The organism is Leifsonia sp. Root227, assembly GCF_001428745.1.
Classification (GTDB): Bacteria; Actinomycetota; Actinomycetes; order Actinomycetales; family Microbacteriaceae; genus Leifsonia.
Map to the genome: position 1 here is coordinate 38,609 of NZ_LMIO01000005.1, position 20,915 is coordinate 59,523.

21 protein-coding genes and 1 pseudogene are annotated in these 20,915 nt (G+C 70.2%); 9 read left to right on the forward strand and 13 right to left on the reverse strand.

Translation table 11 applies throughout. From position 1 onward, the window contains the following. Positions 1 to 6: 6 nt before the first annotated feature. Both ASE16_RS19095 and ASE16_RS19100 read left to right on the forward strand, forming a co-directional pair. On the forward strand, positions 7 to 468 hold the full coding sequence (locus ASE16_RS19095) for an SRPBCC domain-containing protein (protein WP_055899213.1): 462 nt from the start codon (positions 7 to 9) through the stop codon (positions 466 to 468). An 85-nt stretch (positions 469 to 553) separates the two neighbouring features. Beyond that, positions 554 to 937 (forward strand): VOC family protein, encoded by a 384-nt coding sequence (locus tag ASE16_RS19100; protein ID WP_055899217.1) that lies wholly within the window; start codon positions 554 to 556, stop codon positions 935 to 937. Between the two features lie 13 nt (positions 938 to 950). On the opposite strand, the gene ASE16_RS19105 is transcribed toward ASE16_RS19100, so the two are convergent. From ASE16_RS19105 to ASE16_RS19150, 10 genes are all read right to left on the reverse strand, one after another. After that, positions 951 to 1,757 (reverse strand): SDR family oxidoreductase, encoded by an 807-nt coding sequence (locus ASE16_RS19105; protein ID WP_055899220.1) that lies wholly within the window; start codon positions 1,755 to 1,757, stop codon positions 951 to 953. Between the two features lie 96 nt (positions 1,758 to 1,853). Continuing rightward, positions 1,854 to 2,195, reverse strand: a complete 342-nt coding sequence (locus ASE16_RS19110) for a hypothetical protein (protein WP_055899224.1) — start codon at positions 2,193 to 2,195, stop codon at positions 1,854 to 1,856. A gap of 108 nt (positions 2,196 to 2,303) precedes the next feature. Further along, positions 2,304 to 3,029 carry a class I SAM-dependent methyltransferase gene (locus ASE16_RS19115; RefSeq protein WP_200949709.1) on the reverse strand — a complete coding sequence of 242 codons (726 nt, stop codon included), beginning with the start codon at positions 3,027 to 3,029 and terminating at the stop codon, positions 2,304 to 2,306. A gap of 93 nt (positions 3,030 to 3,122) precedes the next feature. Next, the gene (locus ASE16_RS19120; RefSeq protein WP_055899230.1) at positions 3,123 to 4,019 is read right to left on the reverse strand and encodes a hypothetical protein; all 897 of its coding nucleotides are present in this window, start codon (positions 4,017 to 4,019) and stop codon (positions 3,123 to 3,125) included. After that, the gene (locus ASE16_RS19125) at positions 4,013 to 5,296 is read right to left on the reverse strand and encodes an ROK family transcriptional regulator (protein ID WP_235500670.1); all 1,284 of its coding nucleotides are present in this window, start codon (positions 5,294 to 5,296) and stop codon (positions 4,013 to 4,015) included. The genes ASE16_RS19120 and ASE16_RS19125 overlap by 7 nt, the downstream gene beginning before the upstream one ends. After that, positions 5,293 to 6,546, reverse strand: coding sequence for an enolase C-terminal domain-like protein (locus tag ASE16_RS19130; RefSeq protein ID WP_055899233.1), 1,254 nt, complete (start codon positions 6,544 to 6,546; stop codon positions 5,293 to 5,295). The genes ASE16_RS19125 and ASE16_RS19130 overlap by 4 nt, the downstream gene beginning before the upstream one ends. A gap of 47 nt (positions 6,547 to 6,593) precedes the next feature. Beyond that, a complete protein-coding gene (locus ASE16_RS19135; RefSeq protein ID WP_055899236.1) occupies positions 6,594 to 7,484 on the reverse strand; it encodes an NAD-dependent epimerase/dehydratase family protein in 891 nt (296 codons plus the stop codon). After that, positions 7,481 to 8,458, reverse strand: coding sequence for a carbohydrate ABC transporter permease (locus ASE16_RS19140; protein ID WP_082581616.1), 978 nt, complete (start codon positions 8,456 to 8,458; stop codon positions 7,481 to 7,483). Before ASE16_RS19140 ends, ASE16_RS19135 begins: the two co-directional genes overlap by 4 nt. Next, on the reverse strand, positions 8,455 to 9,411 hold the full coding sequence (locus ASE16_RS19145; protein WP_055899239.1) for a carbohydrate ABC transporter permease: 957 nt from the start codon (positions 9,409 to 9,411) through the stop codon (positions 8,455 to 8,457). The genes ASE16_RS19140 and ASE16_RS19145 overlap by 4 nt, the downstream gene beginning before the upstream one ends. A gap of 64 nt (positions 9,412 to 9,475) precedes the next feature. After that, entirely contained in the window at positions 9,476 to 10,849 is a 1,374-nt protein-coding gene (locus ASE16_RS19150) for an extracellular solute-binding protein (protein WP_055899242.1), read from the reverse strand. A gap of 195 nt (positions 10,850 to 11,044) precedes the next feature. On the opposite strand from ASE16_RS19150, the gene ASE16_RS19155 reads away from it, so the two are divergent. The 7 genes from ASE16_RS19155 (at position 11,045) to ASE16_RS19185 (ending at position 18,289) form a co-directional block, all read left to right on the forward strand. Continuing rightward, the gene (locus tag ASE16_RS19155; protein ID WP_055899273.1) at positions 11,045 to 11,485 is read left to right on the forward strand and encodes a MerR family transcriptional regulator; all 441 of its coding nucleotides are present in this window, start codon (positions 11,045 to 11,047) and stop codon (positions 11,483 to 11,485) included. Next, on the forward strand, positions 11,482 to 12,477 hold the full coding sequence (locus tag ASE16_RS19160) for an NAD-dependent epimerase/dehydratase family protein (RefSeq protein WP_055899247.1): 996 nt from the start codon (positions 11,482 to 11,484) through the stop codon (positions 12,475 to 12,477). Before ASE16_RS19155 ends, ASE16_RS19160 begins: the two co-directional genes overlap by 4 nt. A 105-nt stretch (positions 12,478 to 12,582) precedes the next feature. Continuing rightward, positions 12,583 to 13,227, forward strand: a complete 645-nt coding sequence (locus ASE16_RS19165; RefSeq protein WP_082581617.1) for a DedA family protein — start codon at positions 12,583 to 12,585, stop codon at positions 13,225 to 13,227. Positions 13,228 to 13,243: 16 nt separating this feature from the next. Continuing rightward, the gene (locus ASE16_RS19170) at positions 13,244 to 14,080 is read left to right on the forward strand and encodes a helix-turn-helix transcriptional regulator (RefSeq protein ID WP_055899275.1); all 837 of its coding nucleotides are present in this window, start codon (positions 13,244 to 13,246) and stop codon (positions 14,078 to 14,080) included. 110 nt (positions 14,081 to 14,190) lie between these two features. Further along, the gene (locus ASE16_RS19175; RefSeq protein ID WP_082581618.1) at positions 14,191 to 15,111 is read left to right on the forward strand and encodes an ABC transporter ATP-binding protein; all 921 of its coding nucleotides are present in this window, start codon (positions 14,191 to 14,193) and stop codon (positions 15,109 to 15,111) included. Beyond that, complete coding sequence (locus ASE16_RS19180; RefSeq protein ID WP_055899250.1) at positions 15,108 to 16,163, forward strand: iron-siderophore ABC transporter substrate-binding protein; 1,056 nt, start codon at positions 15,108 to 15,110, stop codon at positions 16,161 to 16,163. The genes ASE16_RS19175 and ASE16_RS19180 overlap by 4 nt, the downstream gene beginning before the upstream one ends. Then, on the forward strand, positions 16,160 to 18,289 hold the full coding sequence (locus ASE16_RS19185; protein ID WP_055899252.1) for an iron ABC transporter permease: 2,130 nt from the start codon (positions 16,160 to 16,162) through the stop codon (positions 18,287 to 18,289). Before ASE16_RS19180 ends, ASE16_RS19185 begins: the two co-directional genes overlap by 4 nt. A gap of 37 nt (positions 18,290 to 18,326) precedes the next feature. Here the strand turns inward: ASE16_RS19185 and ASE16_RS19190 are convergent, their stop codons facing one another. From ASE16_RS19190 to ASE16_RS20210, 3 genes and pseudogenes are all read right to left on the reverse strand, one after another. Continuing rightward, positions 18,327 to 19,115, reverse strand: coding sequence for an alpha/beta fold hydrolase (locus tag ASE16_RS19190; RefSeq protein WP_055899278.1), 789 nt, complete (start codon positions 19,113 to 19,115; stop codon positions 18,327 to 18,329). Positions 19,116 to 19,125: 10 nt separating this feature from the next. Further along, positions 19,126 to 20,424 (reverse strand): beta-galactosidase small subunit family protein, encoded by a 1,299-nt coding sequence (locus ASE16_RS19195; RefSeq protein ID WP_055899255.1) that lies wholly within the window; start codon positions 20,422 to 20,424, stop codon positions 19,126 to 19,128. Further along, positions 20,407 to 20,882: pseudogene (locus ASE16_RS20210) on the reverse strand (glycoside hydrolase family 2 TIM barrel-domain containing protein); the annotation flags it as partial. The gene ASE16_RS19195 and the pseudogene ASE16_RS20210, both read right to left, overlap by 18 nt. Positions 20,883 to 20,915: the final 33 nt, after the last annotated feature.

Here is a 20,915-nt window from a genome sequence, read left to right on the forward strand (position 1 = left end):
AAGAGCATGACGATCGAACGGCGCCTAGCCAGAGCCGAATTCACCCTGACCCGCGACTACCCGGCATCCGTCGAGCGGGTCTGGGACGCCTTCGCCGACGAATCCCAGAAGCTCAGCTGGTGGGGCGGAGGCGACAGCATGGAGCCCCGCGAGTGGGCATACGACTTCCGCGTCGGCGGCCGCGACATCGCAGAGGGCCAGTTCCACGACGGCCCGCTGTCGCGGTATGAGGCGACATACACCGACATCGTCGAGCACGTGCGCATCGTCACGACATACGACATGTGGCTCGACGGGATCCACATGTCGACGTCCGTCGCGTCACTGGAGTTCGAGCCGATCACGGACGGCACGCGCTTCACCCACGCCGAGCACGGGGTCTTCTTCGACCAGTTCTGGGCGGATGGAGTGGGCCGCGAGACCGGCACGCGGGGTCTTCTGGATGCGCTGGGTCGCTACCTCTCGTGACGCATCCTGACCGGTCCGGCCGTGCGAGCGGCCGGAGCCCGGGGGAGGGGGCGTGCTCGACGGCCGTTGGTGGGAGTCTGTTCGTATGGCGACGACGACGCGGGTGCTCAGCGTGACAGTGACGGTTCCAGACCAAGACCAGGCTCTGGCGTTCTACCGAGACGTGCTCGGCTGCGAGGTGCGCTACGACGGCGAGCCGTGGCCTGGCGCACGGATGATCGAGGTGGTGCCACCCGGCTCCTCGGTGGGCATCGTGCTCCTTCCGGCCGACAGCGAGATCCCCGTCGCGCTGCGCCTCGGGACTGCCGACGCTGCGGCGGCGTTCGAGCGTGTCAAGAAGGAGGGCGTGACCCTTCACAACGACGCGCCGATCACCCTGGGTGGCGGCACTCCGATGTTCTTCTTCGACGATCCGTTCGGCAACGGACTGGTCTTCATCCAGGACGCAGCAAGCGACCAAGCGGGCTGAGCGAGTCGCTCCCTCAGGCCCTCCGCCAGTCGTCGCTGGTGAGGTGCGAGCCTGCCTGCGGCCCCATCTGCAGCATCCCGCCGTCGACCGTCCAGGAAGCGCCGGTGACGTACGAGGCGTGCGCGGAGGCGAGGAACGCGATCACCGCGGCCACTTCGCGCGCGTCGCCTGGGCGGCCGAGCGGGATGCCGGGACGGTGCACGTCGTGCGGGTCCTCGTCCGTCGCGTCGTTCATCGGGGTGGAGATCTCCCCGGGCGCCACCGAATTGCAGGTGATGCCGTACTCGCCGAGTTCGAGGGCGAGCGTCTTGATCAGACCGCCGAGGCCGTGCTTGGCCGCGTCGTACGCTGCGGAGCCGACGCGCGGCTGGTGCTCGTGCACGCTCGTGACGGCGATGATCCGCCCGCCTCTGCCCGCAGCGACCATGCGACGGGCCACCCGCTGGATGCACACGAACGGGCCGTCCAGGTCGGCCGCCACGGTCGTGCGCCAGGTGTCCCAGTCCGTGTCGAAGAAGGCCGGTCCCCCGTTGACGCCCGCGTTGTTCACGAAGACGTCGCAGCCTCCGAGGTCGTCGGCCAGGCGGTCGATCACGTCGCCGCACGCCGGCGCGTCCGTGGTGTCGAGCCTGGTGACGACCGCGCGGCGGTCGCGCTGCCTGACCAGCCTGGCGGTCTCCTCCGCGCCGTCCTCGTCCGAGTGCCAGGTGATTCCGACGTCGAGGCCCGCCTCGGCGAGGGCGACGGCCGTCGCTCGTCCGATGCCGGAGTCGGAGCCCGTGACGATCGCGGTGCTTGGGCGGAATTCGTGGTCTGTCATGCCGCGGAGTCTCCGCCGGAATTCCCCGGACGGCAAGGGGGCGTGAACGACAGGGGCGCCGTCCGTCCGTGACGCCGTCGAGCCGTCAGCGCGCTTCTAGTCGTCCCATGGGTCCAGGTAGCTGAGCGGTCCGTGCTCGTCGTGCCGGAAGGGCAGCGCGCGGATGACGCCGATGAGCGCCGCCTGAGCGTTGAGCTCCACGAGTGTCGGCTGGTCGGTGAGCTCGGTGGCCGCGAACGGCACCGTGCGCGCCGATATCTCGGTCGTCGCACCGAGAAGGATGGCCGCTCGTTCGATGTTCCCTTCGGCGGTGACGACCGGGATCTCGACGGCGGCCGTGCGACGGTTCCTGCACAGCAGAAGCGCGTTCTGCATCACCGCATCGGCGATCTCGCTGCCGGTCAGGAACGTGCCGGTCCTGGTGGTGATCAGTTTCATGGCTCCCCGATTGGTGATGCACCGGGGTCCGGGGTGACCTGAGCATCATACGTCTCGTCGGCGGCGAGCCACGATCGCGCGTCGGCCGCGCCATCGTGGCGCCGGCCGTCAGGACGCGATCAGGACGAAGAACAGGAACGCCAGGAACCGTCCGCTCGCGCGGTTCTCGAACTCGGCGGGAAACCGCTCGTACGCGGCAGCGGAGGGCGCAGGCTCGCTGATCGTCTCGATGCGGAAACCGGCGGAGGCGAAGGCGTCGACCATCGCGTGCAGCGGCCGATCCCAGAAGGTGAGCTGAGCGCTCCCGCCGCCCATCGTCCATTCCTCCGTGCGCGCCCGCGTGCCGAAATAATCGGAGGCGCCGCCCGAGAGACGGTCGCTGAGGAAGACGGCAGCCGGGTGCTCCTCCGAGATCAGGAGACGGCCGCCCGGCCTGAGCACCCGGTGGAACTCCGCCAGCGTCGGCCCCCAGTCCTCGAGGTAGTGCAGTGCCTGCGAGACGACGACATCGTCGAACGCGTCGTCAGCGAACGGAAGCGGATGGGCCAGGTCTGCCACCAGCAGATCGGCGTCAGCGCCGAGCCGTCGCCTGGCCTGCTCCAGCATCCCTGCACTCGAGTCGAACCCTGTGACGACGGCGCCCCTGTCGCGCAGGTCGGAGAGGATCGGCCCAGAGCCGCACCCGGCGTCGAGGATCCTTCTGCCCGTGACATCGCCTGCCAGCTCGATCAGGGCCGGCCGGTTGTAGTACTCGTTCAGAAGACTGGTCTCGTTGAGCTCCGCGTATCCTTCGGCGATCGAGTCGTACGCGGTTGCGCCACTGGTCTGGGTCATGGGGCTCATGGTGCCACATCCGGTCTAGCGTTCACTCGCCGTCGGTCACGACACGGCGTTGCGGGGTGCCGCGCCGGGGGAGCCAGGGACGCGCTAGCCGCCCAGCCCCACCTGCAGCGTGAACCGCGTGGACACCTCGGCGTCTGCAGCCACGATCAGCGGGCCGAGCGCATCCCCTGCCGGCCAGTACTCGCGCGTCGCCGGTTCGATGGCGAAGCCGGAGACGGTGCCCCACCACGGGTAGTGCTCCGTGCCGTGCTCCTGCCAGATGTGCGCGAACGGGAAGAGGTCGCTGTCCCAGTCGAGGATGGCGAACGCGCCCGTCTCCGGGTTGCGGACCACGGCCGAGCCGGTCGAGCCTGACGGCTCCGTGCGGAAGCCCGCTCCGGTCGAGCCGTCGTCCGGGAACACGAGGTCGAGGCGGCGGCCGTCGAGATCGACGGTGGTCGCTGAGGAGACGAAGATCTCGCCGAGCACCGGATGCTCCGTCCAGGTGATGCCCACCGGCGACCGGGAGACGTTGGTCACCGTCTGCTGCACCGTCAGCGTGCCGCCGTCGAGCGCGAACGTGCGCGTCACGGAGAGCGGGACAGTGCGCAGCAGGACGCCGAGCGTGCACGAGCTCTCGTCGACGGCCTCGACGCGCCAGCGCCGCCAGGCGGCTTCGCCGTGGAACGGGTGCGAGACGCCGCCGACCGCTCTGTCCTCACCGGCGTGCGGGAGGAGCGTGTGCCAGCCGCCAGGGTATCGCCGGTGCCAGGTCTCTGACGTGGACGGCGATGGATGGTCGTCCGACCAGTCCTCGTCCGCCCACGGCGTGCGCAGCAGATACTCGGTCTCCGTCGCCGCGTCCGTCAGGGAGCGCACTGCCGCGCCGGCGACGCCGATCTCGGCGCGCGTGCTGGAGGAGCGGATGGTGAGGCGGCCGTCCGCGACAGGAAGCGCACGCGGCGCGGCCTGACGGGTCCGGAAGGTCTCGCCGGTCACCATGGCCGCGGCCCGGTCATCGAGCGCACGGACGGGGCGAACGAGCCGTGGAAGATCGACGACGCCGCACCGATCGCCCCCGCCACCTCTTCGAGCACCGAGAGCTCGACGGCGACGTGGCGGGCGCTTCGCGCGGTCGGGATGCTGTTGACCGCCGCATCCAGCGTCGTCAGCACGATCTCGCGGAGCTCTGGCTCGAACGCCGGGCCGCCGACCACCATCATCGGCAGGTCGAGGAGGTCGATCAGGCCGACGGCGCCGCGGGCGATGACGTCCGCCACCCTGTGTGCGGCGGCCACCGCCTCCGGAACGCCGCGGCCGACCTCGCGGCACATCTCCGCGTATGTCCTGGCAGGCCCGGAGTATCCAAGCTCCAGGGCGATCTCGGGGAGCGCTGTCGTCGGGTTGCATTCACGCACCAGCGTCGGCCGGCCGAGGTCGTCGAGCTGGCCGATCTGGATGGCGGCGAGCTGGCCGAACTCGCCAGCGTTCGAACTGGTGCCGCGATAGACGTCGCCGTTCAGCACGAGGCCGGAGCCGATGCCGGTGCCGAAGTAGAGGTACACGAAGTCGCCTGCCCGGCTGTTCTGGCCGATCCAGCGCTCGCCGATGGCCGCGGCCTCCCCGTCCTTCTGGACGATCACGCCGCAGTGCAGCCGCTCGGCCAGCATCCGGCGCAGCGGCACGTTGCGCCAGGCACGGGAGAGCGGAAGCTCGAGGAGGTCTCCTCCGTTGGTGATCGGGCCTGGGGTAGCGACGCCGAGACCGAGGAACGTGCTCCTGTCGATGCCGGATGCGGTGAGCATGTCCTCGACGTGCCCTCCGATGATCTCGACCAGCGCCTCCGGCGCCACCTGACCGTCGAAGTCCTCCGAGCGCCGCTCGACCACAGTGCCGTCGAGCTCGGCGAGCACGCAGGTCAGCCGCTCGGGGTCCACCAGCACGCCGGCGGCGTGGGCGGCCTCCGGGCGCAGCCGCACCGGAGTGCGCGGCTTGCCCACTTTCTCGCTGCGCAACTGCTCGCCCTCGGCCAGCAGCCCGCGCTCGATGAGGGTGCGCAGGATGCGCGACACCGACTGCTGTGTGAGGCCGGTGCGCTCGGAGATCTCCGTGCGGCTGATCGAACCGGCCTGGCGGATGGTCTCGATGATCGTGGCCTCGTTGAACGTTCCGAGGTCGTACTGGTTGGCGCCGGGACGCGGCCCGGCCCCCGCGTGCTGGATGCGGGTGCGTTGCGGAGGTCGACCAGCCGCCGCCTGACTGTCGAGGAGGTCGGTCACGGGGCCTCCAGGGCGCCGTCCGGGCGGCGGACGCCCGCTGCCCACGCGTCGTGGCCGGACAGTTCGGCCGGGTAGCGCGCCGCAGCGACCTCGTCGAGGTCGATGCCCCATCCCGGAGCGTCGTTGGGAGTGAGCCATCCGTCCACGATTCGAAGCGTACCGGGGAACACGTCGTGCGTGGCCTCGTTGTAGACGTGGCCCTCCTGGATTCCGAACGCCGGAGAGACGACGTCGAGCGTCACGTTGGCGGCAGCGCCGATCGGCGAGGTGTCGCCGGGGCCGTGCCAGGCCGTCCGCACGCCGAACACCTCGGCCAGGTCGGCGAGCTTCTTCGCCGGGGTGAGGCCGCCGACGTCCGAGACGTGGCTCCGGATGAGGTCCACCCCTCCTCCGCTGATCAGCCGGGCAGCGTCCGTGAACGACGTCGTCAGCTCGCCGACAGCGATCGGAAGCGGGGAGGCGGCGCGCACCTCGGGCAGGCGGTCCCAGTGCTCGGGAGGGAGCACGTCCTCGAGGAAGAACAGGCGGTACGGCTCGAGGGCGCGCGCCAGCCAGATCGCATCCTTCGGGGTCAGCCGCGAGTGCACGTCGTGCAGTAGCTCGATGTTGGCAGGAAGCCGGTCGCGTGCCGCCTCGAACAGCGCAGGGGTGCGGCGCAGGTAGTCGCGGGCGCTCCAGCCGTCGCGGTACGGCGCATCCGGGTACTCGGTGGGCACGCGGGGCGCGCCGTAGCCGCCGCCGCCCGGCGTCGACTGCTGCAGCCGCACGAACCGCTGGCCCTCCTCGATCAGGCGCTCCGCGTCGCCCAGGGTCTCGTCGATCGTGCGGCCGGACGCGTGCAGGTAGGTGTCCGCCGCGGCCCGCACCTTGCCGCCGAGCAGCTCGTAGACCGGCATTCCCGCCCGCTTGCCCGCGATGTCCCAGAGCGCCTGGTCGATGCCGGAGATGGCGTTGTTGGTTACCGGCCCACCGCGCCAGTACCCGGTGAACGCGATCAGCCGGGTGAGGTCGCCGATGTCGCCGGGGTAGCGGCCGATCAGCAGGTGCGCGACGTGCTCGTTGACGAACGTCTCCACCGCCTTCCAGCGCTGCGTGAAGGTCGCACAGCCGAGGCCGTAGAGCCCTGGCACATTGGTCTCCACCTTCACGACGACCAGGGCCGTGCCCTCCGGGGCAGTCGTGATGGCGCGGACCGAGGTGATGCGGATGTCCTCGCGCGGTGTCCAGGGGTTGGCGAATGTGTCGGTCACAGTGGCTCCAGGGGATGGTGGGGATCGGTGGTCAGGCGGGGTCGTGGTCAGGCACGGGCGAGAGGGGGCAGGTCGATGGTGGGCAGATCGAGCTCGTGGGCGGCGCGGAAGCCGATCGTGCGCTCCGCCGCCGTGAGGTCGATCGGGACCTCCCGCCCGGCGAACGCCCGCGTGCGCAGCACCCCAGGGGCGTAGCGGTCGAGCAGCTCGTCGGTGCGGTACGGCACGATCGTGGTCGGCGCGGCCAGGTAGAAGGCGTGCGCGCCGCTGACCCTCGCGGTCAGTCCACGCTCGATCGCGACCGCCGCGTCCCGCACATCCAGATACGACCAGCCCTCCGTGAGGTTCGGCCGCGGGTCTGCGGTCAGCTCCGCCGACAGCCTCTCCAGCACGTCCACGGTGTTGGTGTGCGGGAGACGCAGCGTGACCACGTCCATTCCCCAGCGGCGCCACACCATGCGGGAGGTGTTCTCGTCGTTCAGCTTCGACAGGGAGTACCAGTCGGAGACGTCGGTGGGGATGTCGGTGTCCAGCGGGAGGTAGGCGGGCAGCGCAGCACTGTCGATGCCCTGCGGCAGGCCGTACCGGTTGATGCTGCCGGCGACCACCGCCCTGCGGATGCCGCGCTCCGCCGCCTGCGTGAGCACGGCGAAGGTCGAGACGACATTGGTGCTGTACACGTCGTATGCCGGGGCGATGTCTCTGTGCGCCAGCGCGGCCAGGTGGACCACCGCATCCACGCCGTCGAGGGCGACGGCGGCGTCCTCCGGCGAGCGGGCGTCCCCGGCGACGACGCGGGATGCGCCGTCCACCGCGTCGCCGTCGAGGGACATCGCCGTCACCGCGGCGCCGAGGCCGGCCAGGTGCGCCGTGGCGACTCGGCCGATCCTCCCCGCCGCACCGGTGATCAGGATGCGGCGCCCGTCCAGCGCGCTCATCCCTTGAGCCCGGAGGCGGAGCTGACCCCGCGCAGGAACTGCTTCTGGAAGATCACGAACAGGATGACGGGGATGATGATGGTCAGGAACACGGCCGCCATCTGCACCGAGAACGGCATGGCGCCGTTCGGCATGTTCGCGAGCGTCACCGACACCGGTTGCAGGTTGGGGGACGACAGCACGAGCATCGGCCACAGGTAGTCCTTCCACGACGCCACGATCGTCAGCAGTGCGACGACGCCGATGATCGGGCGGGAGAGCGGAAGGATCAGGGTCGTGAACACGCGGACTGCGCCTGCCCCGTCGATCCGTGCAGCCTCGATCAGCTCGCGCGGGATGGAGTCGAAGAACCGTTTGAGCACGATCACGTTGAAGGCGCTCGCACCGGCGGGGAGCCAGACGCCCCAGAACGTGTTCTGCAGGTTCACCCCGATGACCGGCATCTTGAGGATGGTCAGATACAGCGGGACGAGCGAGATCACGCCGGGGAGGAACAGCGTGGCGAGCACGGCCCCGGAGAGGATCGGTCCCCATTTCGGCCGAAGTGCGCTCAGCAGGTACGCGCCCGTCGTGCTGACGAACAGCGTCGCCACCGTGCTGCCCAGCGCGACGATGACCGTGTTGCCGAGCGACGAGCCGATCTGCGCGCCGTCCCACGCCTGGCCGATGTTGCCCCACTGGAAGGGCTTCAGCCAGATGCTCATCGGGTCGCGCAGGATGTCCTGACTGGTGGAGACGGACGCGCGCGCCGACCAGGCGAGCGGCCCGAGCCCCGCGAAGAGCAGGCCGACCAGCATGACGATCTGGAGCACCCACATCCAGGCCTTGACGACAGGGCGTTTGCGGTCGGTCGCCGAGATCGCGCCGCGCTCCCGTTCCTCTCGCACCTTGGTGCGGCCGCGGCGCCGTTGCCGGGCTGCCGGCTGCTGATCGTCAATGGGGTCGACGATGACCCCTGTTCCGATGACGCTCATGATGGGCTCCACCTCCTGGTGACGTAGTAGTAGACGACGGAGAGCAGGCAGAGGAAGAGCGCGAGGATCACGCTCAACGCGGTCGCCGATCCGTAGTCGCCGTTCACGAAGGCGTACTTGTAGATCTTCAGCATCACGGTCTGCGTCGCGTTGTTCGGGCCGCCTCCCGTGAACAGGAACGGTTCCGTGAAGAGCTGGAACGTGCCGATCAGCTGGAGCAGCATCATGATGAAGATGATGTTGCGCAGCTGCGGGAGCGTGACGTGCCAGAGCCGCGACCAGATGCCTGAGCCGTCGATCTCCGCTGCCTCGTACAGCTCGGTGTTGATCCCGCCGATGGCCGCCAGGTAGATGATGGCCGTCGCCCCGGCACCCGCCCAGGTCGTGTAGAGCACGAGCGACGGCATCGCCATCGCCTCCGAGTTGAGCCACGGGAAGGGCCCGAGTCCGACCCAGCTCAGGATGGAGTTGAAGATGCCGTCGGAGGATGGATCGTAGAAGAACTTCCAGAGCAGGATGCCGGCGACGGGCGGCACGACGGCCGGCAGGTACGCCAGCAGGTTGTACGCCCAGCTTCCCCGGCGGAGCTCGTTGATGAACACCGCAAGGATGATCGGCACGGGGAAGCCGAGGATCAGGCCGAGCGCCGCGTAGTAGACGGTGTTGAGCGCGGCCTGCGGGAGCTCGGGGTCGGTGAGCACGAACGCGAAGTTGTTCAGGCCGACCCAGACCGGCGCTGCCACGAGGTTCGTGCGCTGGAAGCTCATCACCAGGCCGCTGACGACGGGCCCCCAGCTGAAGTAGAGGAAGGTCAGCACGATCGGGACGGCGAAGAGCACGGCCACGAAACCGCCGGAGCGGAACCAGCCGGTGAAGGTGAGCCGGCGCTTGCGCCGAGGAGGGCGCCCTGGACGGGAGATGCCCGTCGAGGGTCGTTCGAGAGTCTGTGTCATGGTGTCGCTCGCTTTCGTTGGGGCGGCGGGGCGGAGTGTTCGTCCGCCCCGCCGCCGGCCTGGCTCAGCGCTGCTGGGCCAGGTTCCTGTCGATCGCGGTCGACGCCTGGGTCACGAGCTGCTTGATGTCGGCGTTCTGGTCGGTGAGGACCTTCTGCACCAGCGGGTCGAGCGTCGCGTAGGTGTTCTGGGCGTCCGCCGGCTCCGGGATGAGCTTCAGCTTGGAGTCGATGTACCCCGTGAACTGCTCGCGCGGCACGTTGATCTCGTCCTTGATCCAGCCGAGGTACGTGTCGTAGACCGACTGGCTGACGGGCGGGAGCCCAGGCGTGCCCACCGCGGTGTTGGATGCGGCGTCCGCCTTCGCGGAGGCGACGGCGAAGTCCTGGTCGAAATACTTCTGGAAGTTCATGAACTCGACCCAGCGGGATGCGGCGAGCAGCTCGTTCGGCGACGCCTTCGCGTTGAACATGGCGATCGTGCCACCGGTGAGGGTGCCGTGCTCGCCGTCCGCCTGCGGGAGTGCGCCCTGGCCGTAGTCGGCCGGCTTCATCCCGTAGTTGTGGACGGCCTGGTCGTACGCGTCCGGGGCCTGCAGCACCATGCCGATCTTGCCTGCGGCGAACGCCTTGCGGATGTCGTCCTGGTTGTACAGGAACTGGCTGCCCATCGAGTTGTCCTTCCAGCGCATGTCCTGCAGAAGCTGCAGCGCCTTCTCGGTGGGAGCGCCCATCGTGGTCTTCTTGCCAGAGCTGTCCGTGACGGTGCCGCCCATGCTGTACGTCATGGTGGTGAGCATCCAGCCGCCGGTGTTGTTGGTGGTGAGCTGCGCGTACCCAGCGACGTTCGGCACCTTCTGGGCGATGGTCTTGGCGTACTGCTGCACCTCGTCCCAGGTGGTCGGCGGCTTGTCGGGGTCGAGGCCGGCCTGCTGGAAGATCGCCCTGTTGTATGCGATGCCGACGGAGAACAGGCCGTACGGAACGGTGTACACGTCGCCCTTGTCGTCCTTCACGTTGTCGAGGGCGAGCGGGTTGAGCTTGTCGAGCAGGCCGATCTGCTTGAGGTACGGCGTCATGTTCGGGAGCTGCTTGTTGGCGATGAGCTGCTTGCTGTACGTCAGCGAGACGTTCATCGTGGTGGGGAGGGTGCCTCCGGCGAGCTTGGCCTGGAAGGTCTGCGCCTGCCAGTACTCGGTGGACGGCTTGACGGTGATGTTGGGGTAGAGCTTCTGGAAGTCGTCGACCTTCTTGAGGAAGTTCTCCCTGTCGGCCTTCTTGTCCGCCGTCGGCTCGTCGCCGACCGTGATGGTGACTTTGGCCTTCGGGTCCGCGGTGGCGGACGCCCCTTCCGTGCCGCCGCCGGAGCAGCCTGCGAGTGCGATCAGAGCGGCGGCCGCCGTCACGGCGAGCCCGGCCCTCAGTACATGTTTCTTCATTGAAACCCCTTGTCGTGTGCTGTGCCGCCCAGGTCGACGGCTCGGTCAGGCCGCCACGTGCTGTCTCATCTGTGCGACCACGATCCCGCCGTAACGGCGGGTGTTGTAAATATAAAACTCAGAGAGTTATTAATCAATGACGAAAGTTTTCCCGTTCTTGACTTCAAGCGCTTGAGGTCTGTTCTGATGGTCTTCATGACCACGATGACCATCCAGGAGGTGTCGAGGCAGAGCGGGCTCAGCGAGCCGACTCTGCGCTACTACGAGGACGTCGGCCTCCTCGGCCCGATCGCCAGGGACGGCCGCAGTGGCCACCGGCGCTACGGCGACGGCGACCTCGACGCCGCCCAGGTGCTCGCCTGCCTGCGCGCGATGGGCGTCGGCATCGAAGACATGCGCACGTACCAGGCGAACAGGCTGATCGGTCGCGCCGCGGCCGGCGAGCAGCGCGACATCCTGCTCAGGCACGCCGCGCGCGTCGACGGGCAGATCGCGACGCTGCGCGTGCACCTCGACTACCTGCGGGTGAAAGCCGCGCTCTGGGACGCCCGCGATCGCGGCGACGCCCTCGCAGAGGCGGACGCGCGTGCCGAGCTCGAATCCATCCTTCCCCGACTTGAGGAGACCTTCCGATGACCACCGAATCCATCCCGTCCACGCCCTCCACACTGGTCACCGGAGGCACCGGCTACCTCGCGACCCGCCTCATCGCCGACCTCCTCGCATCCGGTGTCGCTGTCCGCACCACGGTCCGCGCGCTCGATCGAGCCGACGAGGTGCGCGAGGCCGTCCGCCGGGCGGGAGTGGACGACGCCGGACTGTCGTTCGCCGTCGCCACCCTCACCGCCGACGAGGGCTGGCCGGAGGCGCTGGCCGGGATCGCGGACGTCTACCATGTCGCGTCGCCGATGATCCAGTCGACCGACCAGGATGAGGTCGTCGTTCCCGCCCGCGACGGATCGCTGCGCGTGCTCAGGGCGGCCAGGGACGCCGGCGCTCGCCGCGTCGTGCTCACGTCGTCGTTCGCGGCGGTCGGGTACACGCCGAAGCCGGTGCGCGAGTACGACGAGACAGACTGGACAGACCCTGCGACTCCCGGGCTCCCCGCATACCCGCTGTCCAAGGCGGTCGCCGAGCGCGCGGCGTGGGACTTCGTCGAGCAGGAGGGCGGCGGCTTGGAGCTCGTCGTGATCAACCCGACCTGGATCGCCGGTCCCACTCTGACCGCATCCGCCCGGTCGTCGCTGCAGTTCTTCACCGGAATGCTCGACGGCACCATTCCGGCAGTGCCGCGGCAGCGCTTCGGGATCGCGGACGTTCGCGATGTCGCTGCGGCCCACATCGCCGCGATGACGACTCGGGACGCCGCTGGGAAGCGCTACCTGGTGCTCGCGGACGGCCCCACCATGACGTTCCTCGACGTGGCGAACACGCTGCGCGCCGAACTCGGCGCACTCGCCTCCCGGGTGCCGGCCGAGGAGCTTCCCGGCGACGAGCCGACACCGCTCACCATCCACAACGAGCGCGCGAAGCGCGAGCTCGGCTGGCGGCCGCGTCCCGCCGTGGAGACGATCGTGCAGACCGCGGAGAGCCTGCGAGACCTGGGGCTGCTCGCGGCCGGCGCCTGACCGGCGCTTGCGCGCCTGCCACTCTTGGACCTTTCTGGGGAGCCGCCGTTTTGACTGGACGGGACCGCTGTCCGGCAGGGACGGCGGCGCACCAGAAAGGACTCCATGATCGTGCATTCCGGTCTCCTCGACCCGCAGGGGATCATCGACGCAGCAGGACCGTGGGCGCTGCTCGGGGTCTGCGCGATCGTGTTCGCGGAGACGGGGCTGCTGGTCGGCTTCTTCCTGCCGGGGGACACCCTGTTGTTCTTCACCGGCGTCCTGACCCTCACCGGCCACATCGGCGAACCGCTCTGGCTGGTCGTGGTCGCCGTGATCGTCGCCGCGTTCCTCGGTGACCAGCTCGGCTACGCGATCGGTCGCAGGGGCGGCCCGCGCGTGTTCGAGCGCAAGGAGTCCGGCTTCTTCAGCCGGGCGAGCGTGGAGAGGACGCAGCGCTTCTTCGACCGTTTCGGCGGCGCGGCGGTCACCATCGCCCGCTTCGTGCCCGTCGTCCGCACGTTCGCCCCTGTCGCGGCCGGTGTCGGCCGGATGCGCTGGGGACTGTTCACCGTGTTCAACATCGTCGGCGCCGCCGTCTGGGCGACGGCGGTCATCCTGCTCGGCTACGGGCTCGGGCACATCCCCGGCGTCGCCGACTTCGTGTCGACCTACCTGGACGTGATCCTGATCGGCATCGTCGTGGTCTCTGTGGTGCCGATCCTGGTCCGCGCTGTCGCGCTGCGCAGACGGTCCCGCGTCGATTCGTAGCCCGTATGCTCCTCTCATGGCCCGCCGACCGTCTCCGTCGCCCGCCCCTGGCGGCTCCGGCTCGTGGAGGCGCGAGCCGAGCACCGAGGTGCGCAGGACGGGGAGGATGCCGGTGGTCGGGGACGGGTCCCCGGTGGTCCTTGCCGAGTCGGAGGGGGTGACGGCCCCGCTCGAGTGGGAGCCGCACGCGCACGAGTATCACGAGCTGGTCTGGATCACGGGCGGGACACTGACCACGCGCGTCGGCGACCGCGTCTTCACGGTCTCCGAGGGGGCCGCGCTGTGGCTTCCGGCCGGGCAGGTGCACTCGGGCAGGCTCACGGCCGGCTCCGAGTTCTTCGACGCGTTCTTCGAGCCGGAGCGCACGCCTGTCCGGTTCGACGAGCCGACCGCGATCGTCCTGAGCCCTGTGCTCGCATCCCTGCTGGAGTACCTGCAGCGCACCGACCTGGATGCGGGTGCTCGCGCTCGCGCCGAAGCCGTCGTCTTCGACGTGCTGGAGACGTCGGAGCGCCCGCTGGTGCTGCGGGTTCCCGGTGATCCCCGGATCGACCCGATCGCCGAGGCGCTGCTCGCCGACCCGGCGGACGGGCGCGGACTGGAGGAGTGGTCGCGCGCGCTCGGGGTGAGCGAGCGCACCATCACCCGTGCCTTCCGGAGTACTACCGGGCTGTCGTTCGTGCAGTGGAAGCAGTCGCTCCGGGTGCACCTGGCGCTCTCGCTGCTGGCCGAGGGACACGACGTGCAGACAACGTCGGAGCTGCTCGGTTATGCGCAGTCGAGCACCTTCATCGAGGCGTTCCGGCGGGTGATGGGCACGACGCCCGGTGCGTACCCGCACGCCGCATCCTGATGCCTGCTGTCCGAAAAGCCGTATCCGGTGTCGTTCGCGCCGGATTGCAGACAGGCGACGCCGGACCTATTGTGAGTTAGGTAACCCTTACCTAACTCGAAACCCCCTCTATGCCCACGCCCTTCTTCCCCCGCGCCGCGACCGCCCTTCGCGGGGAGGACCTCACCCTGCGGTTCGGTGCGACGACCGTCGTCCACGGCGTGACGCTGTCGCTCGAGCCGGGCCGCGTCACCGGGCTGGTGGGTCCGAACGGCAGCGGGAAGTCGACCCTGCTGCGCTCCCTGGCCAGGCTGCACCCGATCGGCGATGGGCGCGTGACCCTGGGCGAACCGGAGCGTCAGCGCGCCGTCTCCCTGCTCAGCTCGCGCGAGTTCGCGCAGGAGGTCACGCTGTTCAGCCAGTCCAGGCCGGCGCCGCAGGGGATGTCCGTGCGCGAGGTCGTCGCCTTCGGGCGGCACCCGTACCGTCGCCGCTTCTCCGGTCACTCGGATGAAGACCGCCGCGCGATCGCGCACGCGATGGAGCTCACGGGCGTGCAGGCGATGTCCACCAGGGCGGCGGGGGAGCTCTCCGGCGGCGAGATGCAGCGCGTCTGGCTCGCCGCCTGCCTCGCCCAGGACACCGGAGTCGTGCTCCTGGACGAACCGACGAACCACCTCGACCTGCGCTACCAGACCGAGATCCTCGACCTGGTGCGCGACCTCGCAGACGACCACGGCGTCACCGTCGGCATCGTGCTGCACGACCTCGATCACGCCGCCCGTATCGCCGACACCGTGCTGCTCCTGGCCGCCGGCCGCATCCACTCGGCGGGCGACCCCGTCTCGGTGCTGACCGCGGAGAACATCGGCGAGGTGTACGACCTGCCGGTGGACGTGCACGTCGACGAGCGCACCGGTCGCCTCCGGATCGACCCGCTCGGGCGGCACTCGGGGCGGCGGCTGACCGCGTCCACCGTCGGCGCCGCACTCATGGGCGGCGCCGTGTCCACGACAGCCCCCGCATCCACCACCAGAGAGGACCACCTATGATCCGCGCCCATCGCATCGCGACCGTCACCGCGACGCTCGCCGTCGCAGCGCTCACGCTCACCGCCTGCGGCACCACGAGCATCCAGGAGGCGGAGGGCACGGCGCCCGCTGCGAGCTCGGAGAGCTGCGCCGCCGATACGACGAAGACGGCGACCGGGCCGGTCTCGCTGACCGACGGCGTGGGCAGGAAGGTCACCCTCGCCAAGCCGGCGTCCCGCGTCGCCGTGCTCGAATGGCAGCAGATCGAGGATGCGCTCACGCTGTGCGTTGCTCCCGTCGCCGTCTCGGACAGCGCGGGATACAGCACGTACGTCAGCGCCGAGAAGCTGCCGAAGGGCGTGACCGACATCGGCGAGCGGGGAGAGCCGGACCTCGACACGCTGTACGCGGCGAAGCCGGACCTCATCATCGTGGAGGCGTTCAGCGCGGACGACGACCTGATCGCGCAGCTGGAGAAGCGCGACGTGCCCGTGCTCGCCACGCTCGGCGCGAACGCGGCCGACCCGATCGGGAACATGAAGAGCGTGTTCTCGATGATCGCGGAGGCGACCGGCCGCACCGAGCGCGCGGACGCGGTGCTGACGCAGTTCGACGAGCACCTGGCCGATGCCAAGAAGAAGGTCGCCGGCGCCGACCTGGCGACCAAGAAGTTCCTGTTCTTCGACGGGTGGATCGAGGGAGGGAACGTCGCCATCCGGCCGTACGGGAAGGGCGCGCTCTTCACGGCCCTCGGCGAGCAGCTGGGGATGACCGCCGCCTGGACGGACGAGATCGACAAGACGTACGGCAACGGCGGTGTCGACCCGGCGTACGGACTGGCCCAGACCGACATCGAGGGGCTGACCGCCGTCGGCGACGCCAACCTGTTCTACTCGAACGACGACACGGCGGACAGCTACGTGAAGGAGCTCGACAAGAGCGCGATCTGGACCTCGCTCCCCGCCGTGAAGGAGGGCAGGGCGCACGCGTTCCCGTCCGGCGTCTGGGGCGCTGGCGGACCGCTCTCGAACGAGCAGGCCATCGACGCGTACGTCGACGCCATCGCGGGGTGAGCGAGGCGGCACAGGCCGAGGCGCCCCGGCGCGAGGCCGCACCGGATGCGGCCGGGGAGCGACCCCTCCCCGGCCGCGGCCTCCGCGGCGCATCCGGAGCGGTCGTGCTCGTCGTCCTGCTGCTCGTCGTCGTGCTCGTGGGGATGTGGCACCTGACGCAGGGGACGTCCGGCATCGGCGTCTGGGATCTGCTCCGCTACGCCACCGGCGCCCGCGAGACGGTCGGCGGCGTCGCGGTCGGCGACGTGCTGACCGGATCGCGGCTGCCCAGGCTGTTCGCCGGGGTGGCCGTCGGCTTCGCGCTCGGCGTGGCCGGTGCGCTGCTGCAGTCCGTCACCCGCAACGTGCTCGCCTCGCCGGACACACTCGCCGTCACGGCCGGTTCGTACTTCGCGCTGTCGCTCGTGGCGGCGTTCGGGCTCGCGGTTCCGCTGTGGGCGTCCGGCGGGGTCGCGTTCGTCGGAGGGCTGGTCGCCGCCGCGGTGGTCCTCGGGCTCGCCGGGCGCGCATCCGGAACGTCGACCACGCGGCTCATCCTGGCCGGTTCCGCGATCGCGATGGCTCTGGATGCGGCGACCGCCATGCTGCTCATCCTCTTCAAGGAGAACACCACCGGCCTGTTCGCCTGGGGCAGCGGCTCGCTCGCCCAGCTGAACCTGGACGCCTCGGTGCGCGCTGCGCCGCTGATCGTGGTGGTGCTGGCCGCCGCGCTGCTGCTCTCCCGCAGGCTGGATGCGCTCCGGCTCGGAGACGACACCGCCGCCTCCCTCGGCGTCCCTGTCCGCTCGACGAGGATCGGCGCCGTCCTGTTCGCCGTCCTGCTGACGAGCGTGTCCGTGACCCTCGCCGGTCCCATCGCGTTCGTCGGTCTCGGGGCGCCGGTGCTCGCTCGACTGATCGCCGGTCGCGTGCACGCCGTGAACCGTCACGCCATCCTGCTGCCGGTCTCCGGGCTGGTCGGCGCGCTGCTCATCCTCCTCGCCGACGCCGGGCTGCGCGCGCTGCTGGGCGCGGAGGGCGCCGCGGCCATCCCCACCGGTGTGCCGACCGCGGTGCTGGGCGCCGTGCTGATCGTCGTGCTCGCGCTGCGGCTCCGCGACTCCGGCTCGGTGCGCCAGCCGCAGCACGCTCACGTCGCGCTGCGCACCCGCCGCCGGTTCGTTCTCGTGCTGACCATCGGCGCTGTGCTGGTTGTCGTGGCGGCCGTCGTCGGCCTGCTCGCCGGGAGCCTGTGGCTGCGCACCGGTGACGTTGTCCAGTGGATGCAGGGGGTCGCGCCCGACCTCATCGGCCGGGCGTTCGACGAGCGCCTGCCGCGGGTGCTCTCCGCCGTGCTCGCGGGAGCGGCGCTGGCGCTTGCCGGATGCGTGGTGCAGGGAACCGTCCGCAACCCGCTGGCCGAACCGGGCATCCTGGGCATCACAGCTGGCGCGGGGCTGGGCGCGGTCATCGTGGTGACGTCCGGCATCTCCGGCGGGCGCCCGCTGCTGATCGCGCTGGCCGTCGCGCTGGGGCTCGGTACGTTCGCGCTGGTCGCCGGCCTGGCCTGGCGCGGCGGGCTCCTGCCCGACCGGTTCGTGCTGGTCGGCATCGGCTGCGGTTACGGGCTGAGCGCGATCACCACCTTCCTGCTGCTGCGCTCCGACCCCTGGGAGACGCCGCGCATCCTCACCTGGCTCTCCGGGACGACGTACGGCCGCACGCTACCCGACGTTCTGCCCGTCGCCATCGTGCTCGTGCTGGCGGTCCCCGTGCTCTTCGCGTTCCGGCACAGGCTCGACCTGCTGGCCGTGGACGACGACACCCCGCGCATCCTGGGGGTGAGGCTGGAACGCACCCGGCTCTTCGTGCTCGCGATCGCCGCCGTGCTCGCCGCCGTCAGCGTCGTCGCGGTCGGCGTCGTCGGCTTCGTCGGCCTGATCGCGCCGCACCTCGCGCGCTCGCTGGTCGGGGCGAGGCACGGAAGGAGCATCCCGGTCTCGATGGTGATCGGCGGGCTGCTGGTGTGCGTCGCTGACACGCTGGGGCGCACGCTGATCGCGCCATCGCAGCTTCCCGCCGGGCTCATGATCGCGCTGGTCGGTGCGCCGTACTTCGTCTGGCTGCTGCGGCGATCCCGGGTCTGAGCGCGCCTCGGTTCGTGCCGCCTCAGGTCCGGTTGCTTCAGCCGAGGAAGTCGCGGACGACCGAGCTGACGAACGCGGGCTTCTCGGCGATCAGGCCGTGGCTCGCGCCTGGCACGATGCAGAGCTGTGCGCCGGGGATCGACGACGCGATCAGCACGCTGTGGTCGGGCCGGATGGAGTCGCGGTCGCCCGCCATGACGAGCACGCGGGCAGTGATGCCCGCCAGGTCGGCCGGGCGCAGGTGCGGCTCGCTGGTCCAGAGCCGGAAGAGCTTGGCCAGCACCGCATCCGCGTGCTCTGGGCCGTCCGGCGACAGGCGCTCGTAGTGCTCGCGTTCGGCGTCCGGCTCGGTGGCGGACTCCCCGTCGGGCGTGGCAGCGGGGGCGAGCGCCGACAGCACGGGGATGCCATCGCTCTCTGGCGCGGTGGCGAAGCCGGACGGATCCAGGTTGGCGCTGATGGCCACGAGCGAGCGCACGCGCTCCGGATGCGCGATGGCGAGCATGAGCCCGATGATCGCTCCGTCGCTGTAGCCGACCACCTCCACCGCCGGAAGGCCATGCGCGTCGAGGTAGGCGACCGCCTCTTCGACGCCGCGCTCGTAGCTGTACTCCTCGTCGATGTCGGCGGAGCGACCGTGGCCTGGGCGCTCGAACGCGTGCACCCGATGGTCGGGGATCAGCGCGTCCGACGGGGCGCGCAACGACTCGAGCGAGCAGAAGCCGCCGTGCAGGAAGAGCACGGGGGCCCCGTCGGCGTCGCCGTCGATCTCGTAGTACAGATCGGACCCGAGGAGGCTGAGGCGTCCGGATTCGCGGTGCGGCATGGGGATCAGCCTAGGCGGATGCTCCGAGCCCGCGCGCATCCCGCAGCCGCAGCCTGATCGTGCGCGCCTCCGGACGCAGCGAGTACGCAGGCCACACATCCGGCCCGCACGCACGCGAGCCCAGACCGTGCTGCGCAGCGTCCACGATCAGCCGCACGCTCGTCGTCGCCGGCAGCTCGTGCGGGTGGCGCGCAGCGGCGAGCTGCTGGGGCGTGTGCCTGCCCAGGGTGAAGCCGGGGAGGCGCCCTGCCGCATCCGGGATCGCCGTCAGGTTCAGGATCGGGTCTCCCGCTCCTGTCAGGGTCAGCTGCCGGAACGCGGAGCGGTGCCCGGTCTCCTGCGGGCGGGCGTATGGGACGTTCAGCTCGTCCACCGTCGCGGAGAAGCGGCCGACGCGGGCGGCGGCCATGCTGTCCGGGTACGACTCCAGCGGGCCGAAGCCGAACCAGTCGGCGCCGTCGACGGGGGTCGCCGCATCCGGCAGCTCGAAGGACACGCCGATTCGCGGCCACACCGTGTCCCACCCCCGGGACGGCTCGATCTCGATGCGAAGGTCGAGGCCGTCGTCGGTGAGCGTCCAGACCGTTTCCAGCGTCACCCAGCGCGCGGAGTCCGCTGGCGCGACGCGTGCGATGGTGCGAAGCGCACCGTCCGCCGCCTCCACCGACTGGATGCGCGTGGTCAGGCGGTCGAGCCCCTGGCGGCGCCACAGCTCGGCGTTCGAGACGCCGGGGATGCTCGCGTCGCTGCCGTCGACGTCGTCGGAACCGCCCTCGTCGTTGTCGGTCGGAGCACGGAACAGTTCGAGTGCCGGCCCGGACAGGTCGCGTCCAGCCAGGCGCACCAGGGCGCCGCGCTCGAAGTCCGCTGGGCCGAGGCTCAGCGTCCCCGTGCTCGGCCGCCACTCCGACACCCGGCGCATCGGCTCCACGGGTGGATGCGGGCGCGACCTGTCCACCTGCACCGAAGCGACGACGTGTCCCTCCTTCGCCCAACTCGTCGGGGAGGAGAGCACCGCCTCCACCGTCAGCCAGGTCTCCGCGTTCCTGGCCACCTGCACGGCGGGCAGCGGCAGCACGGCCCTGTCGCCCGCGGCGAGCGGATCCACGGAGAGGACACCGGATGCGACGACCTGGCCGTCCTGCTCCGCCCGCCAGAGGAAGCGCAGGTCGGACGTGTCGGCCGAGTGCCGTGCGTTCTCGATGGCGAGGGCGTCGCCGTCGACAGTGAAGCGGATCGGCTGTACGACGGCCTTGTACTCGCTGAGCCCTGGGGTGGGGGTGTCGTCGCTGAGGATCATGCCGTCCATGACGAAGTTGCCGTCGTGGATGACCTCGCCGAAGTCGCCGCCGTAGGCGTAGAAGGGGGTTCCCAGACGAACCCGCCGTGCAAGCGAGGGAAGTCACGGGTGAGCGCTTCGTACTGGTCGAGGGCGCCTGGGCCGTTGCCCATCGCGTGCGCGTACTCGCAGAGCAGGAACGGCTTCGTCCGCTGGCGCGCACCCTCGCCCGGCGTGCAGTTCAGGAGCGGCGCCTGCGATCCGTCGGTGCCGATCGCGGTGGTCTCGGCGATCGACGAGTACATCCGGGAGTACACGTCGGTGTACTCGCCCATGTAATCGCCCTCGTAGTGCACGGGGCGGCCTGGGTCGCGGTCGTGCACCCAGGCCGCCATCGCGGCGAGGTTGCTGCCGGTGCCCGCTTCGTTGCCGAGCGACCAGATCACGATGCTGGGGTGGTTCTTGTCCCGCTCGACGGTGCGCTGGATGCGGTCGAGGTATGCAGCGCGCCAGCGCGGGTC

Bases quoted from the DNA above. Each gene is read 5' to 3' on its own strand.
- ASE16_RS19095 (WP_055899213.1), top strand. From the start codon at position 7: ATGACGATCGAACGGCGCCTAGCCAGAGCCGAATTCACCCTGACCCGC.
- ASE16_RS19100 (WP_055899217.1), top strand. From the start codon at position 554: ATGGCGACGACGACGCGGGTGCTCAGCGTGACAGTGACGGTTCCAGAC.
- ASE16_RS19105 (WP_055899220.1), bottom strand. From the start codon at position 1,757: ATGACAGACCACGAATTCCGCCCAAGCACCGCGATCGTCACGGGCTCC.
- ASE16_RS19110 (WP_055899224.1), bottom strand. From the start codon at position 2,195: ATGAAACTGATCACCACCAGGACCGGCACGTTCCTGACCGGCAGCGAG.
- ASE16_RS19115 (WP_200949709.1), bottom strand. From the start codon at position 3,029: ATGACCCAGACCAGTGGCGCAACCGCGTACGACTCGATCGCCGAAGGA.
- ASE16_RS19120 (WP_055899230.1), bottom strand. From the start codon at position 4,019: ATGGTGACCGGCGAGACCTTCCGGACCCGTCAGGCCGCGCCGCGTGCG.
- ASE16_RS19135 (WP_055899236.1), bottom strand. From the start codon at position 7,484: ATGAGCGCGCTGGACGGGCGCCGCATCCTGATCACCGGTGCGGCGGGG.
- ASE16_RS19140 (WP_082581616.1), bottom strand. From the start codon at position 8,458: ATGAGCGTCATCGGAACAGGGGTCATCGTCGACCCCATTGACGATCAG.
- ASE16_RS19145 (WP_055899239.1), bottom strand. From the start codon at position 9,411: ATGACACAGACTCTCGAACGACCCTCGACGGGCATCTCCCGTCCAGGG.
- ASE16_RS19150 (WP_055899242.1), bottom strand. From the start codon at position 10,849: ATGAAGAAACATGTACTGAGGGCCGGGCTCGCCGTGACGGCGGCCGCC.
- ASE16_RS19155 (WP_055899273.1), top strand. From the start codon at position 11,045: ATGACCACGATGACCATCCAGGAGGTGTCGAGGCAGAGCGGGCTCAGC.
- ASE16_RS19160 (WP_055899247.1), top strand. From the start codon at position 11,482: ATGACCACCGAATCCATCCCGTCCACGCCCTCCACACTGGTCACCGGA.
- ASE16_RS19165 (WP_082581617.1), top strand. From the start codon at position 12,583: ATGATCGTGCATTCCGGTCTCCTCGACCCGCAGGGGATCATCGACGCA.
- ASE16_RS19170 (WP_055899275.1), top strand. From the start codon at position 13,244: ATGGCCCGCCGACCGTCTCCGTCGCCCGCCCCTGGCGGCTCCGGCTCG.
- ASE16_RS19175 (WP_082581618.1), top strand. From the start codon at position 14,191: ATGCCCACGCCCTTCTTCCCCCGCGCCGCGACCGCCCTTCGCGGGGAG.
- ASE16_RS19180 (WP_055899250.1), top strand. From the start codon at position 15,108: ATGATCCGCGCCCATCGCATCGCGACCGTCACCGCGACGCTCGCCGTC.
- ASE16_RS19190 (WP_055899278.1), bottom strand. From the start codon at position 19,115: ATGCCGCACCGCGAATCCGGACGCCTCAGCCTCCTCGGGTCCGATCTG.
- ASE16_RS19195 (WP_055899255.1), bottom strand. From the start codon at position 20,424: ATGGACGGCATGATCCTCAGCGACGACACCCCCACCCCAGGGCTCAGC.